General features: G+C 30.0%; 17 protein-coding genes. 6 read left to right on the top strand and 11 right to left on the bottom strand.

Annotation, left to right across the window (positions count from 1 at the left end):
• Nucleotides 1-39 precede the first annotated feature (39 nt).
• From ACWCL1_RS04800 to ACWCL1_RS04780, 5 genes are all read left to right on the top strand, one after another.
• Nucleotides 40-708, top strand: coding sequence for a VTT domain-containing protein (locus tag ACWCL1_RS04800; protein ID WP_454545880.1), 669 nt, complete (start codon nucleotides 40-42; stop codon nucleotides 706-708).
• Nucleotides 709-727: 19 nt separating this feature from the next.
• Entirely contained in the window at nucleotides 728-2,677 is a 1,950-nt protein-coding gene (locus ACWCL1_RS04795) for a hypothetical protein (protein ID WP_454545777.1), read from the top strand.
• 5 nt (nucleotides 2,678-2,682) lie between these two features.
• The gene (locus ACWCL1_RS04790; protein ID WP_454545776.1) at nucleotides 2,683-4,044 is read left to right on the top strand and encodes a sensor histidine kinase; all 1,362 of its coding nucleotides are present in this window, start codon (nucleotides 2,683-2,685) and stop codon (nucleotides 4,042-4,044) included.
• A 775-nt stretch (nucleotides 4,045-4,819) separates the two neighbouring features.
• The gene (locus ACWCL1_RS04785; protein ID WP_454545775.1) at nucleotides 4,820-5,425 is read left to right on the top strand and encodes a PepSY domain-containing protein; all 606 of its coding nucleotides are present in this window, start codon (nucleotides 4,820-4,822) and stop codon (nucleotides 5,423-5,425) included.
• Between the two features lie 135 nt (nucleotides 5,426-5,560).
• A complete protein-coding gene (locus ACWCL1_RS04780; RefSeq protein WP_454545774.1) occupies nucleotides 5,561-6,127 on the top strand; it encodes a redoxin domain-containing protein in 567 nt (188 codons plus the stop codon).
• Nucleotides 6,128-6,182: 55 nt separating this feature from the next.
• Here ACWCL1_RS04780 and ACWCL1_RS04775 read toward each other — a convergent pair whose 3' ends face one another.
• From ACWCL1_RS04775 to ACWCL1_RS04760, 4 genes are all read right to left on the bottom strand, one after another.
• Nucleotides 6,183-7,517, bottom strand: coding sequence for a M20 family metallopeptidase (locus tag ACWCL1_RS04775; protein WP_454545773.1), 1,335 nt, complete (start codon nucleotides 7,515-7,517; stop codon nucleotides 6,183-6,185).
• A gap of 16 nt (nucleotides 7,518-7,533) precedes the next feature.
• Nucleotides 7,534-9,042, bottom strand: a complete 1,509-nt coding sequence (locus ACWCL1_RS04770) for a YfcC family protein (protein ID WP_454545772.1) — start codon at nucleotides 9,040-9,042, stop codon at nucleotides 7,534-7,536.
• Nucleotides 9,043-9,208: 166 nt separating this feature from the next.
• Nucleotides 9,209-9,454: an ArsC/Spx/MgsR family protein gene (locus ACWCL1_RS04765; RefSeq protein WP_454545771.1), complete on the bottom strand. Its 246-nt coding sequence runs from the start codon at nucleotides 9,452-9,454 to the stop codon at nucleotides 9,209-9,211.
• Nucleotides 9,358-9,585, bottom strand: a complete 228-nt coding sequence (locus tag ACWCL1_RS04760; RefSeq protein WP_454545770.1) for a glutaredoxin domain-containing protein — start codon at nucleotides 9,583-9,585, stop codon at nucleotides 9,358-9,360. The genes ACWCL1_RS04765 and ACWCL1_RS04760 overlap by 97 nt, the downstream gene beginning before the upstream one ends.
• 234 nt (nucleotides 9,586-9,819) lie before the next feature.
• Between ACWCL1_RS04760 and xerS the strand changes: the two genes are divergently transcribed.
• On the top strand, nucleotides 9,820-10,872 hold the full coding sequence (gene xerS / locus ACWCL1_RS04755; protein ID WP_454545769.1) for a tyrosine recombinase XerS: 1,053 nt from the start codon (nucleotides 9,820-9,822) through the stop codon (nucleotides 10,870-10,872).
• 87 nt (nucleotides 10,873-10,959) lie between these two features.
• Here the strand turns inward: xerS and ACWCL1_RS04750 are convergent, their stop codons facing one another.
• From ACWCL1_RS04750 to ACWCL1_RS04720, 7 genes are all read right to left on the bottom strand, one after another.
• Nucleotides 10,960-11,358: a DUF3021 family protein gene (locus tag ACWCL1_RS04750; RefSeq protein ID WP_454545768.1), complete on the bottom strand. Its 399-nt coding sequence runs from the start codon at nucleotides 11,356-11,358 to the stop codon at nucleotides 10,960-10,962.
• A complete protein-coding gene (locus ACWCL1_RS04745; RefSeq protein WP_454545879.1) occupies nucleotides 11,355-11,564 on the bottom strand; it encodes a LytTR family DNA-binding domain-containing protein in 210 nt (69 codons plus the stop codon). Before ACWCL1_RS04745 ends, ACWCL1_RS04750 begins: the two co-directional genes overlap by 4 nt.
• On the bottom strand, nucleotides 11,486-11,809 hold the full coding sequence (locus ACWCL1_RS04740) for an ATP-binding cassette domain-containing protein (RefSeq protein WP_454545767.1): 324 nt from the start codon (nucleotides 11,807-11,809) through the stop codon (nucleotides 11,486-11,488). Before ACWCL1_RS04740 ends, ACWCL1_RS04745 begins: the two co-directional genes overlap by 79 nt.
• A 147-nt stretch (nucleotides 11,810-11,956) precedes the next feature.
• Nucleotides 11,957-12,547, bottom strand: a complete 591-nt coding sequence (gene lepB / locus ACWCL1_RS04735; RefSeq protein ID WP_454545766.1) for a signal peptidase I — start codon at nucleotides 12,545-12,547, stop codon at nucleotides 11,957-11,959.
• 35 nt (nucleotides 12,548-12,582) lie between these two features.
• Nucleotides 12,583-12,975, bottom strand: a complete 393-nt coding sequence (locus ACWCL1_RS04730) for a hypothetical protein (protein ID WP_454545765.1) — start codon at nucleotides 12,973-12,975, stop codon at nucleotides 12,583-12,585.
• A 71-nt stretch (nucleotides 12,976-13,046) separates the two neighbouring features.
• The gene (locus tag ACWCL1_RS04725; protein WP_454545764.1) at nucleotides 13,047-13,877 is read right to left on the bottom strand and encodes a sugar phosphate isomerase/epimerase; all 831 of its coding nucleotides are present in this window, start codon (nucleotides 13,875-13,877) and stop codon (nucleotides 13,047-13,049) included.
• Between the two features lie 76 nt (nucleotides 13,878-13,953).
• On the bottom strand, nucleotides 13,954-14,829 hold the full coding sequence (locus tag ACWCL1_RS04720) for a DegV family protein (RefSeq protein ID WP_454545763.1): 876 nt from the start codon (nucleotides 14,827-14,829) through the stop codon (nucleotides 13,954-13,956).
• Nucleotides 14,830-14,846 lie beyond the last annotated feature (17 nt).

The following is a 14,846-nucleotide window of genomic DNA, read 5'->3' as shown; positions in this document are numbered from 1 at the left end:
AACTTAAAGTGTCAAGTTTGAAAGGAGATATAAACCTTGATTACAACTTTTATAACTTCATTACTTAATTTCAAAGACTTACTTCCAAACTTGATTACTCAAATGGGAGTAAGTTTTTATTTGCTTTTGTTCTGTTTGATTTTTATTGAAACAGGAGTTGTATTTATGCCATTTTTGCCAGGTGATTCACTTTTATTTTTATGTGGAACATTTGCTGCAATTTCATCATATCATTTAAATATTGGCATCCTTATATTGATTTTATCAGTTGCAGCGGTCCTTAGTGATAATGTAAACTTTTTTATTGGAGAAAAATTTGGTAAATATCTACTTCACCATCCTAAATGGCAAAAGTTCTTTAAACCAGAACATTTAAAACGAGCTGAAAAGTTTTTTGCTAAATATGGTAATTTTTCCATTTTTATGGGACGGTTTGTGCCAATTGTTCGAACAATCGTTCCATTTACAGCAGGTTTGAGTAAAATGAATCCACGTACTTTTAAAACATTTAACTTAATTGGTGGATGCAGTTGGGTAAGTATTGTTTTACTGAGTGGATACTTATTCGGTAATGTACCTTTTGTTAAAGATCATATCGAGTTAATTTTGCTTTCCATTGTAGTAATTTCACTCATTCCTGTAGTAATTACCTTTATCAAAGAACGCAATGCTAACAAAAAGGAAACAAATAAAGATTATAAATATTAGGATTTATTAGGAGATTATTATGTTGTATGAAAAATTAGGACTTTTTTTCAACTTTGTTTTAGTCCTCTGTATGTTAATTGGAATATGGTCAAATTTAGTTTATCCGTTAAATTTAATGGGAACTATTTGGATTATGGTTATTGTTGCCTTATTTTTTATTTTAAAAAAACATTTCAAAACCAAACCTCATATTGCCAATTTACTTGAAAAAAAGTCTAAATGGATCACACTATTAATGTTTAGCATGATGCTTTGTATTCAGTTAATTACACTGTTACATTTTAAAACCAACATGTATCATGATCCATTTCGTGTTCTCTACCAAGCAGAATTATTAAGTCATGGAATCATTGATTGGGATAAGACAATTTATTTTCAAGTTTATCCTAATAATGTAACTTTGACTGTTTTGCTAGCAGGATGGTTAAAAATAACACAATTTTTTCATATATCTGCAAACATATCGGTTCACTTATTAACTTTAATAACTTTAGACATATTCATCTTGCTTTGTCTAAAATTAGTTAAAGATGTAAGTAAAACTTGGCGTAAACCAATGTTTGTAATGTTATTTTTCCTCATAACACCACTTGCATACACATATTTACTTCAAGTATTTTATTCAGATATCATTGGATTAATTTCATTAACTGCAAGTTTGTTAATTTTAGTTAATTGGAATAAAGTATCAACAAAGCTAAAAGTCTTTTTAGGTATTTTACTTGTATTTGTTACTTGTATTGGACAGCTAGTTAAGCCTAACTTGCTTGTTTTTGAAATTGCCTTTTTAATAACCGTTTTATTGTTTAAACTTGCTAAGAAAAATATTAAGTTATTTATTCCATTTTTACTAACTCTAGTTGGTTGTATTAGTGCACCACTTGTAACTACTCAGATCCAAGAAAGAGTCAACTTTACTGGAAATGGTCAATATGAACTTCCCGTTACTTCATGGATATATATGGGATTAAATCAAAAAACGGTCGGCACATATGCAGAAGATGATATTTTTAAACTTGAAAAATCTTCTAATTTAAGTGAGCGTAAACAAACTACTCAAAAATTAATTGAACAACGCATTAAAAAAATGGGACCCTTGAAATTAATTAAACAATGGGTAGGTAAAATTGAAATTCTTGAAAATGTTGGCACGCTTCAAGGTAGCTATATGGGAGGAACATCTCAAGCACCTATTTGGTTCCTTAAAAATCAACCATTTTTAAGTGGAACTTTTTCAGTAATTTTTCGTAGTGCCATCATCATTATAATGATTTCTGTTATTTTAAAAGCACTTGCAATTAGTCAAAAACGCTATTTTAACTGGCAGTGGATTTTATTTACACTTACAATTTTAGGAATCATTGCCTTTCATGGATTACTATGGGAAACAGAAGCACGCTATGGCTTACTGTTAATTCCAATTTACTTTACTTTGCTAGCTTTTCCTGAAAGACAAGTAGAACTAAAGCATTTAAATAAATCCTTCATTTGGTGGGGATTACTTATTTTGGTCTTTCCTTTATGGAATTTAATTAGTGGAAACGTAAGTGCTAATATTGAAATTAATCCTCATATTGTTTCTGAGCAACGGAGTCAATTGTCTGAGAAATATCAAGCTCCGATTGCTTATATTCACCCCAATGAAACAATTACTGAACGTGTTAATTTAAACTGTAGTGCAGAAACATTTTCATTACTAGCTCCTCAAAATTCTAAATTAGAAGGAACATTAATTAATTTAACTACGCATAAAACATACAAACTACACCTAGATAAAAAAAGCTTACAATATACTGGTCATCTAACTTCAGGTAAATATTTGATTAAACTGACTAATCTCTCTGATAAAAAACAAAAAGTATGGATTGTTAATCCATTAAATTACCGTTTAGCACAATATCCACTTAAGGCAAGTGACCAAAATATTAAGAATGGATATTTTATTTACAAATTTGAAGATCAGAGGTAATCATTTTGAAAAAAAGAAACTTACCACAAACAACTGATCATATTATGTCTTATAAATTAATATGGTTTGTTATCATCAGTATGTTTATTTTATGTGGTTCACTCGTCGTTGGAGTAGGGCATGAAATGATTGAACAAGAGGCTCAATCAACTGATCAAACAATGGATGCTCTCCAAAATACTCAAATTGATAGTAAGCATGATTGGAAGATCTGGGAAAAGAATAGTTTGTTAAATGATGATACTGAATATGTTCACATTCATGGAGAAAGTACTAAACATGGAAAAATTAATTTTTATTCTCCTAATACAAAAGAATTGATTGAAGATAAGTTATTTAAAATTCCATTTACTGAACATCTTTACTATAATGATGATTCTGGTATTTTATATTATCAAGAAGCTAGCAATGATGATATTCATTTTAACTTGTGGACTAGTATGGAATATCAAACTAAGTTATTAAAACGAATCATTGTTGTTTGTGCGATTATCTTTATTGTTTCAGTTTTAGTCAGCATTATTTATATTCGTCTTATTACAGTTCAACTAACTGAACCATTAAGTCGACTCACACGTAATGTTCAAGAACAAACTAAAAATCATACGCGGAATTTATTACCAGTTCCTAGTCAGCCACTTGAAGTTTATACTTTAGCAACTACTTTTAATGCTTTAATTAAACAATTAAATCGCCAGTATGAAAAAGAAAAGAGTTTTATTTCAAATGCTACTCACCAATTAAAAACTCCAATTGCAACGATTAAAAGTAACGTTCAACTGATTGAACGTCATGGCAAAGAGCATCCTGAAATTATTGAACGTTCTTTAAAATATATTGGTGAAGAATCTAACATCATGCAAAAATTAATTGATCAACTTTTGATGTTATCCAAAAATGATCAATTAAAAATGAACTTTAAAAAGTATAATTTAAGTCAAGAACTAAAGTATCAGGTTGAAAAACTGCAATCTAATTTAAAACAACAACTAATATTAGATTCACAAGAGGATCTCTTCATTACCGCTGATGAGGCTCTTGTAAATCAAATTATTATTAATGTAGTTTCAAATGCAGGCAAATATTCACCAGCAAATTCAACTATCCAACTTCATTTATTTAAAAATGAAAACAATCTTCCTCAACTCGATATTATTGATGAGGGCAGTGGAATTTCTGATGAAGATAAGAAACATATTTTTGAACGGTTTTATCGAAGTTCAAGTGTTCGTGGCAAGATTAAAGGAACTGGATTAGGGTTAACATTAGCTTTCGAACTTGCAAAATTAAACAATATAAATATTTTAGTTGCAGATAATCATCCTCAAGGAACGATTTTCACACTAATTTTTTATTCAAGGAAGTGAATGCTTTGAATTTTGAAAAAAATAAGACTTAGCAAAAAGAAATATTTGGAGCAACACTTAGTTTTATTTTATTTATTTTTTTAGCACTTTGTGTATATTTTAAGGCATCTTTTGTTACACACATTGATGCTTTTGAACAGCATGCTTTAGCTTTTAAAGCAACTTCTACCCAAATTGCTCAAATTAACTTTTTTTCAACTGTAGGTAGTCCAATAATTAGTTTTATTATCATTAGTTTAATTGCAATATACTTTTGTCATACAAAAGAATTCATTAACGCATTTTGCTGTGAATTTTCCGTTGTAATAGGCGATATCTTACTAGAGACATTTAAGATTATTATTGGAAGAAATCGTCCTGTTCATCAACTTATTCCAGATACAGGTTTTAGTTTCCCTAGCGGACATGTTTTTAATACAACACTATTAGTGTTAATTTTAATCACACTGATTTTGCCCCGCTTAAAAAATCCAACATATGAAGTATTAGTAGGTGCCTTGTTAATTTTATGAAATGGATTCGTAATTTTTTCACGAATTTTTCTAGGAGATCATTATTTTACTGATACACTGGGTGCAGTTTTATTGGCATTTTCAGTTTGGTTATTCACTTTAATTTTAAAGAATAAAATCGAAAAAACAAAAAAAACAAAGCAATTAATTCACATTTTATTCATATTCATCGCAAAAGTTTCATATGAAATTGAATGCTTTTGTTTGTTTTAGTTATATTAAACGCATATTATATAGTCATAAGGATTTAGGAGGTAATTATTATGAAAAAAAATAGTAAATTAGTTTTATTAGGAGCTGCATTATCTGTCACTGCTAGTGTTGGTTTGTTTGGTGCTAGCGTAAACGCTGATGAAGTTATCAATGCTGGTAAATACACAGAAAATGTTCAACAATTACAAAAAATCTTCATAGATAAGAATAAAAACTTTACTTTAGAAAAAATTAAAGTTGAAAATAACAAAGATAACAGTCAAGAACCTATCTATAAATTAGAAGGCTTTGATTCAAAGAAAAATAAAGAAGCTGAAATGAAAGTTAATGCTGATAAAACAAGTGATGTTTTAAAGAATAAGACTGAACGAATGGACTCAGAAGATAAGAAAGAAGCAACTGCACTTAATGCAGATAACGTTAAAAAAACTCCAGAAGATGCCATTAACTTAGCTAAGAAGTATGCTAATACTCAGGATAATGCAACTGAATGGAGCTTATCAACTGAAAAAGTTAAAGGAAAAGAAGTACCTGTTTATAAAGTAGAATTTGAAAAGAAGACAAGTTCTGCTAGTGATAAGACTAAGACAACTAAAGTTAAATTAAATGCAGAAACTGGCGATAAGATTTCTGTTAAAACTGAAAATGACGACTAATTTTTGTAAAAAATAGTAATTTATACTCATTTCAATCAAACAGACTATGATCATAAAAATACCGTTTGTTTTTATTTAATATAAAATTTGTATTGTTTAAGATATTTATTTACAATAATGGTGAGGTGATATTTTATGAATAATTTTATTGGAGCAACTATTGATGATTTTCATGTAAAAGCATATCAACATAACAAAATTATTGATATATGCAAAGAAGATTTATTAGGTCATTGGAGTATTTTACTTTTTTATCCTGCTGATTTTTCATTTGTCTGTCCTACAGAATTAGAAGCACTACAATCCATTTATGAGAATTTTAAAGCAATTGACACAGAAATATATTCATGTTCAGAAGATACTGAATACGTCCATAAGGCATGGGCAGATGCCTCATCTGAAATTGCTAAAATTCAATATCCAATGCTTGCTGATCCTGCTGGTAAACTCGCACGTTCGTTTGGAGTTTTAGATGAAGATTCTGGCCAAACGTATCGTGGTGTTTTCATTATTGATCCAGAAGGAGTAATTCAATCATATACAATCAATAACATGGCAATTGGACGAAGTGCCGATGAAATACTACGTACTCTTGAAGCTGCTCAATTTGTCCATGAACATGGCGATCAAGTATGTCCAGTAAATTGGAAACCAGGTGACCAAACATTAAAACCTGGAGTAGATTTAATTGGTAAATTATAAAAATAAAAGGACTGTGACAATAAAAACATCACAGTCCTTTTATTTATTATAAATTCTAGTCAACACATAACCGTTTAACTGCTTGGGCATATATATCCATTGCTTTATTAAAATCAGCTACAGACCATTGTTCATTCATTTGATGCATATAGTCTGGAGTTGTTGGTAACATTGCACCAAAGGCAACACAATTATTCATTGTTCGTGCAAAAGTAGCTCCTCCTGAAATTTGAGGTTGAGCATCTTTGTCTCCAGTTTCAGTTCGATAAACATCCATTAATGTTTGAACTAAGGTTGAATCTGCTGACACATGCAATGGGGCAAGGTAGTCAAAATGTTTATAATGCAAATCGTATTTTTCAACTATTTTACTTAGTTTTTCAATTAACTTGTCATGATCAATAGTTGAAGGAATGCGCATGTCAAGTTGCATTCTGGTTTCTTTTTCATTAATTTCTAAACTTGAAATATTAAATGTTAAATCTCCAGTTTCATCTGAAACTTTACCTAAAACATTTGTCCCAGTGGCATCTTCTTTAACTAATTTACCAATGAAATCAAGTGGTTTAAAATCAAAAACTTCATCCAATGCCATGCCTAATCTCAAAACAGCATTAGTTCCTTGAGGAGCAAGCATTGCATGCATTGTTTTTCCTAAAACTAAAATTCCATCATCTTGGTTTTTATATTCAAATCCCAATTGATCTAATGCATCTTTGACTTCTGCTAGTTTAGGTCCATTATAAAATGCTTGTGCAGGAACAGCATTAAATGCACCTTTATCATCTACAAATAATTGATTAGTACCTGGTCCAATTAAATATGCTTGTTGGAGGCCTTTTTCGGCATATGTAACTGGAAACTCCGCATCTGGAGAAAAGCCTAGAGTAATAGGGGATTCTTTTTCATTGTATTTAGCAATCCCGCGCCATAAAATTTCTTCATCAGTACCAAAAATAAATCTGATTTTTCTATTGAATTTAAATCCATCATCCATTAAAGCTTTAACTGCAAATAACGCAGCAATTGTTGGACCTTTATCATCTTGAGCACCACGACCATAGATAACATCATTTTCAACAATTCCTTTATAAGGATTACGTTCCCATTCACTGACGTTTTCAGCAGGGACAGTATCTAAATGACCAATGATTCCAAAAATTTCAGATCCTTCGCCAATTTCTGCATAACCATAATAGCCTTCTGGATCTTCATATGTAGTAAATCCAAGTTTTTTACAAATTTCCATCATTTTATCTAAAGCTAGTCGAATATCCTTTCCAAATGGAGCATTTTCTTCAGCTTCTTGGTTAAAAGATGGTTGTGAAATCATTGCTTTTAAAGCTTCAAGTGCTTGATTTCTAATTTCATTACTAATTAAATCTTTCATTTTAAAATCTCCCTAATCATAATACCGCTAAAATTCCAAGGTAAACACATGTAACCACAAATAGAATTACCATCAACTTAGCAATCCACTTCCACCATTTATTAATATTAACGCGTGCAATTGCTAATGCTCCCATAATAACTGCTGAAGTAGGGGTAATTAAGTTTACCCAACCAGAAGCAGCTTGAAAGGCTGTTACGATAACATTACCAGCAACATGTGCAAATTCACCTAATGGTCCTATAATTCCCATAGTTGCAGATGCTAATCCTGAAGTTGAAGGAATCAAAAATGACATTGGAATATAGAAAATATAAGCAATGATACTAAATGCACTACTTGATAAATTCTTAAGTCCTAATTCACCCCAATATAAGACTGTATCTGTAATCATTCCATTGTTCATAATTACTTGAATTCCACGAGCAACCGCAACAATCATTGCAACACTAATAAAATCAGCCATTCCGCTTAAAAATGTATTTACAAAGTCTTCTTCACTCATGTTGTAAATAAATTTAATTAGAACTGCCATGAAGAGGAATAGCATTGTGATTTCAGTAAAGTACCATGAACCAAATGGGACAATATCTTTTCCTAATACTGTTCCCACGACTGGTAAGTTTGTTAACCATTTAGTAAATGAATCAAAGAAAGTAAAGTTCTTGTTGATACTGCTCCAAGGAATTAATCCTAAGATCATAATAATAAACGTTAATGCAAAAATTGCAATTACTTTCTTTTGACGCTTATTCATTTTAACTTCATCATCTGTCATGTCTGCAATATTGAAATATTCATAATCTAATTCGCGTTGATCATAAATAATTGATTTTTTAGGGTCTTTTTCAATTTTTGATGCATAACGATAAACATAAATGATACTAATTGTTAACGTAATTATTAATAAAATTACCCGTGATCCTAAACCATCACCTGGAGAAATTCCTAAACTTTGAGAAGCTACTCCAGTTGCAAAAGGATTAACAGTTGATGCTAAACATCCTACTTGTGATCCAATAATAATAATTCCCAATGCAACCATTGAGTCAAAACCACAACTGATCATTACTGGAATTAAGAGGGGATAGAAGGCCATTGTTTCTTCAGACATCCCAAAAGTAGTTCCCCCCAAAGCAAATAAAATCATTAAAATTGGAATTAATGCTTTTTCTTTTCCTTTATACTTGCTAACAATTGAACTAATTCCTTCATCAAGAGCACGAGTTTTGTTTACAACTGCCAAAAAGCCTCCAATAACTAAGATAAATAGTGAAATTGAAATTGCTCCTTCAGTTGTTTTATCACCAATCATTCCAATAATCGGAGCCATAAAAATATCCCAAATTCCTTGTGGGTGTTGGGCTACCCGATGATATGATCCTGACACAATACTTCCATTTTTAGTTTGATATGTACCTGCCGGAATGATCCACGAAAGAATTGCCATGATAATAATAATTAAAAATAAAATAGTAAACGCAGAAGGCATCTTGAAATGATGCTTCTTTTTTTGTTGATCCATAAAAATCCAAATCCTCCTTAAACTACTGTAACATTATTATATCAAAAAAATAGGATCTTAAGGAAACGCTTCCTAATTATATTAAAATTAATACAAAAGGTAGTCTTATAAAAAATACAATGTTACTTTTACCAAAACAAAAAATAGACTGTAATAAAATAAAAGATCATACAAAAAAACAGCCATTTTCTTTATTTCCATGTATCGTTATACATTTTTCATTAAATCCAATGGTAACATGATCCTGATTAACCGCTAATGGACGTTTAATCAACATACCATCTTGAGATAAAAGTTCACAAGTCTCATCTAAAGTCATTTGATCAACTTTATCTTTAAGATTTTGTTGACGATAATGTTGACCACTAATATTAAAAAATTTTTTAATGGCAAATTTGACACTGTAATCCAATTTTTCAAATTTTCTTTCGTTGGCGGATTCTTTAATAAGTCATGCAATTGGTATTCAATTTGATTTTCATTTAACCACTTAATTGCTTTTTTACAAGTACTACAACGTGAATGATAATATACATCGATCATTTAATTTTCCTCCTTAAATTAACTAGCAATAGATTGCGTATTTATTTTTATATTATATACTAGAATTAATTTAAACACATGAACAAACAGAAGTGTTTTGCTAAAAGTTCAAAATCAAACCCCCTTTTTTTAACTTGACTATGTCGGTCATTAAAACTATAATTTTAATAACAGGTTAAATTTAAATAATCAGCCCCCTTTTCCAAAACTATCAATTTTAGAAAGGAATTTTTTATGGATCATGATCGTTACTTACCATTAATTCAAAATGAATTAAAACAAATGCCAGATTATATTCGTGATTTTTATTTGCAAACAAATCATTCTGTGACAACCATTTATCAATATTTAACTGAATTTCGTAGATTTTTTAACTGGTTACGTGAATCTGGAATTTCAGATGCAACTAAAAATGCTGATATTAAAGTTGAAACACTTGCTCAATTAAGACGTACAGATATTATTTTATACATTGATTTTTTAAAGCATAGCAAAAACAAGCAAAATCGGACAAATTCACCAACATCAATTAACCGTTCAATTAATGCATTACGTTCATTGTTTAAATTTTTAACGGTAACTGCTGATACTATTGATGGCAAACCATATTTTACCAATAATGTAATGTTAAAAATTGACTCTTTAAATACAACTGAAACACTTAATTATCGTGCACATAATCTTGAAACCCATATGTATACTGGCGAACGTAAATATGATTTCATTAATTTCATTGAAAATGATTTTGCCAAAAATTGTGATCCTCGTGCTTTAACTGCATTTAAAAAGAATAAAGAACGTGATATTTGTATTGCTGCATTAATTTTAGGGACTGGTATTCGTGTTTCTGAAGCTGCTAACGTTAACGGTGAAGATGTTCATTTAGAAGATGCAATGCTTGATATAATTCGTAAAGGTGGCAAGCGCGATTCTGTTCCAATTGCTCCTTGGACCTTACCATATGTACATCAATATGCTCAAATTCGTAAAGAACGTTACCATGTTCCTAAAGAACAAAAGGCCTTTTTTGTAACTGAATACCATGGACAAATTAGAAGGATTACTTATAATTCAATTGAAAAATTAATTAAAAAATATTCAACTGCATTTGGGCATCCATTAACTCCGCACAAATTACGTCACACCTTAGCTTCTGAATTATATGAAATTACCAAAGATCAGGTACTTGTTTCTCAACAATTAGGACAAAAAGGGACATCTGCAACTGATTTATATACCCACGTTAATCAAGAAGCTCAAAAAGATGCACTTAGCAAATTAGATTAATATTTAAGTCTCCCCTTTCACCCTTCTATTAAAAATAACTGTAACTTTATTTGTAAGTTACAGTTATTTTTATATCTAATTAAAACTTTAATCTTTATCTCTATTCTTTGGGATAGCCTTATTCATTTTATTAATATCTATTCCTTTCATAAAACGTATTAATAACCAAATGAGAGCGTAAAGTATTAAAAAAATTTCAATTATTTTTATCAAATTCATACCATGGATTACGTCTTTAAAAAAGAAAAGGACCGTTATAAGGGATAAAAACATATGAGTTAAAAATGCCGTCAAATAGTTTAATTTATCATTATCAAAAACTAAAGTATAAATTCCAATCAATGCACTCATAATAGTTATATCAATAATATTATTCAATGAAATTATTGATGGTGAATGATAATATAGATTTATCCATAAATAACAAACTGTGCCAATTCCTATTCCGATAATTGTTTTCTTTAAAATTTTTATGATTAATCTCATTGATTTAAGCCCCTTTCTTTCACCATTTTCCAAAAGCGTCGAGAAATATTTACCAAAGTGCCATCATTCAAAATTGCAACTGAGGTTCCTGAGAAACTATTTTTAAATTTTTCAACGTAATTTAAATTTAAAAGTGTATTTCTTGATACTCGAATGAAAGATTGATCCTCAATTTGCTGTTCAATTGCTTGTAAACTTTGATGAATTCGAATATCCTCATCAATTGTATGAATTGTTGTATAATCTCCAAAAACTTCAATCCTTCATATAAAATTTCCCCAGCTGTTGGCTCAAATGTGCCAATTAGCATCGCAATTGTCGTTGATTTACCAGCTCCATTTGATCCTAAATATGCTGTAAGTTCTCCTTTTTTTATAGAAATATTCAAATTACTTACTGCAGTAAATTCACCAAATTTCTTAGTTAAATTATTTGCTTGAATAATTACCATTTTATTACCTCCTTTTCTCAGGATAATAAAGAAATCCTTGTAATAAAATATCTTTTCGCTAAGTGGATCAAATTGAACGTTAACTGGTAATTTTTCCAAAATAAAAAACGCAAGAAGATTTTTCTTCTTGCGTTTTTTATTCTTAAATTAATTAGTAGCAGGTTGATAATCATTAATTAATTTATGATTTTTACTCCAAAATGGAGCCTTAGCAATACCAATAACTTTATCCTTAGGAACAAATCCATAATAACGACTGTCATTTGAGTCACTTCGATTATCACCTAAAACAAAGTAAGAATCATTCGGAACTGTAAATGTCTTTCCTGTTCCTAAAGTTACTCCTTTGGCTTCTGGCAATAATAAAGTTAAAGTACCACTTGTTCGTTCCTCTTTTGAAATGTATCCTTGGGGTTGATATTTTCCATTTACGTATAAATCACCATTATTTTTGTATTCGATCTTATCACCAGGCATTCCAATTACCCGCTTAACATACTTTGTATTCTTTTGAACGTTTGGATTATTTTTATCAACACCATACGCATCAAAAACAATTACTGAATCTTCTCTTACCTTACCAAGTTTCCAAACAAAAACATGCTCGTTATTTTGTAAGTTAGGATACATTGATGTTCCATCAACTTTAACTATTTGGAAAACAAATGTAATAACTAATGCTGCAATTGCTAAGCCTGTAGCAATTGGAACAACTATATTTTTAAAAAAAGATGACACTATAATTAACCCCTTATTATAACTAATATTTATTTTTAACTTTTTTGTTTTCTTTCTGAAATTAAGTATAATGCAAATAATATTAAAAAGATACACTCAATTGTAAAAATAAGCACAGCTTGGTCATCAAAATTAACAGATGGCATAAATATTCCTACCAAACTAAAAATGACTCTCAATCCAAACTGTGATTCTTGAATTTGAATAAAGTTTGCGATTAATGCAATACATGCCAAAATGATCAATAAAATTCCCATTAAAACCATCCAGTCAAAAATAATTTTATGATTATTTGCAATTATTTCTGCTTGTTTTTGGGTTTTCCCTTTAATTAATATTAAATATTGAACGATTCCATAATAGGTCACGCGACCAGCAATATAAAAAATTCCAATAATACCTATTAAATTATTTAGAACTTTCGCCACAATTTTACCTCTTCTAATTTTCAATTTATAAAAATTTGAAACATATATCAAATCACAGATCTCAATTAGACTTATTTTATTTCTTTAGCAATTCTTTTTAGATATTGATGACTTTCAATTTGTTCTTTAGCATTATTTGGATCTGCTAAATTTATTTCATAAATACTTGTTGCCTTTGAGTTTTCTTGAATAATTGGCAAAATTTTTCTCCAATTGATTTTCCCAGTTCCAAGAACTAAACTATCATGCTTAACGCCCATTGAATCAACTAAATGATAATGATAAGTTGCATTTAATAAATGTTTCAAAGATGCTGAAAGCTTTTCATTGTCTCCATGTTCTGCAATAAAACAATGCGAAACATCAAAGGCAAGACGATAACCATGTGCTAAAATTTGATCCTCCATTGCAGGATTACCATATTGAAAAATTGGTGAGATACTATTTTCAAACATAATATGTTCTTCGCCTAATTCATTAAAGTGATCCATTCGTTTAAAAGCTGCGTCTTGAGCTGCCTCAAATGAAGGATACATTGCAATATATTTAGGTGTTTGTCGCAAATATGCTCCATGTACTAAAACTTGAACATCAAAATCATATGCAACTTGTAACAAATCAATTGTACTTTGTTCAATAAATCGATATAAATCCGGACAACGTTTTTCAGGTGCAATCAACTCTGTAAAAGTTGTTTTTTGAAAACGCATTGGATGATGAATTACAATCTTATCAGTTGCTTCACTTTGAATCACTTGAATTGCATACCTTAATTTTTGTAACCCATCCTTAGTAAAATCATCTTCTTGAGTAAAAAACTCGTAAACATCTGGATGATACTTTAGTCGATCTTTATACTGACTTTCATCCGTACTTCCCTTTAATCCTAATTGAACCTTCATTTAATCACCATCTCTCAAATAATTATATATTAATTCTCTCATAAATTATCTAAGAAGGTGATTAATTTGCATTCAATTAATCTTTAGAATCTTTTTCAATATCTCGAATATATCCTAATGCAATCGCACCTTCACCTAAGTGAACTGCAATTACCGGATCAAATTCACTTAGTGAAACTGGGATTCCAGGATGTCTTTCTTCTAATTCAGCAACTAATTCTTCGCCACGCTTTTTTGAATTAGCATGAATGACCATCAATCTTACTGGATAATCTGCATCTGCAATTTCTTCAAAAATAAGTTCTTCTGCACGCTTCATTGCACGCTTAATTGAACGAACCTTTTCAAATGCTGTAATTTTATCAGTTTCCTTATCAAAATGAAGCAATGGTTTAATTTTTAGCACTGTACCAATAAAAGCAGATGCATTTGATAAGCGACCGCCATGTGCTAGATTTTTTAAATCATCCACTACAAAAATTGCATCATATTGTTTTTCTAATGTATGTACTTCATCGACAATTTCTTGAGGAGCTTTACCAGCTTGAGCCATTTGAGCTGCTTTAATTACCATCCAACTCATTGGTACTTCAGTAATCGAAGAATCTACTGGATAAAGATCAATGTTATCCAATTGATCTTTTAAATTATTTAATGTTTGGATTAATCCTGAAATTGTTCCGGCTAAGTGAATACTTACAACTGCATCATAACCTTCTTCTGCTAATTGATTATATACTTTAATCATTTCACCTACAGGAGGTTGAGAGGTTGTTGGAAATTTCTTTGCCTTACTTAATTTATCATAAAATTCCTTATTAGTAATATCAATTCCATCATGATATTCATGTCCATCAATAATAAATGGGATTGAAACTACTTTGATTCCATATTTATCTACAATTTCTTGGCTTAATTTAGCTGTACTGTCTGTCACAACAGCAGTTTTCATATAACTCACACCTACTT

It is taken from the genome of Ligilactobacillus sp. LYQ135, assembly GCF_053711055.1.
This window is presented reverse-complemented; position numbering and strand designations above follow the sequence as displayed.

Excerpts from the sequence above, each read along its gene's own strand:
- ACWCL1_RS04740 (WP_454545767.1), bottom strand. The coding sequence starts at position 11,809 with ATGGTAATTATTCAAGCAAATAATTTAACTAAGAAATTTGGTGAATTT.
- ACWCL1_RS04780 (WP_454545774.1), top strand. The coding sequence starts at position 5,561 with ATGAATAATTTTATTGGAGCAACTATTGATGATTTTCATGTAAAAGCA.
- ACWCL1_RS04795 (WP_454545777.1), top strand. The coding sequence starts at position 728 with ATGTTGTATGAAAAATTAGGACTTTTTTTCAACTTTGTTTTAGTCCTC.
- ACWCL1_RS04720 (WP_454545763.1), bottom strand. The coding sequence starts at position 14,829 with ATGAAAACTGCTGTTGTGACAGACAGTACAGCTAAATTAAGCCAAGAA.
- ACWCL1_RS04785 (WP_454545775.1), top strand. The coding sequence starts at position 4,820 with ATGAAAAAAAATAGTAAATTAGTTTTATTAGGAGCTGCATTATCTGTC.
- ACWCL1_RS04775 (WP_454545773.1), bottom strand. The coding sequence starts at position 7,517 with ATGAAAGATTTAATTAGTAATGAAATTAGAAATCAAGCACTTGAAGCT.
- ACWCL1_RS04760 (WP_454545770.1), bottom strand. The coding sequence starts at position 9,585 with ATGATCGATGTATATTATCATTCACGTTGTAGTACTTGTAAAAAAGCA.
- ACWCL1_RS04770 (WP_454545772.1), bottom strand. The coding sequence starts at position 9,042 with ATGGATCAACAAAAAAAGAAGCATCATTTCAAGATGCCTTCTGCGTTT.
- xerS (WP_454545769.1), top strand. The coding sequence starts at position 9,820 with ATGGATCATGATCGTTACTTACCATTAATTCAAAATGAATTAAAACAA.
- ACWCL1_RS04750 (WP_454545768.1), bottom strand. The coding sequence starts at position 11,358 with ATGAGATTAATCATAAAAATTTTAAAGAAAACAATTATCGGAATAGGA.
- ACWCL1_RS04725 (WP_454545764.1), bottom strand. The coding sequence starts at position 13,877 with ATGAAGGTTCAATTAGGATTAAAGGGAAGTACGGATGAAAGTCAGTAT.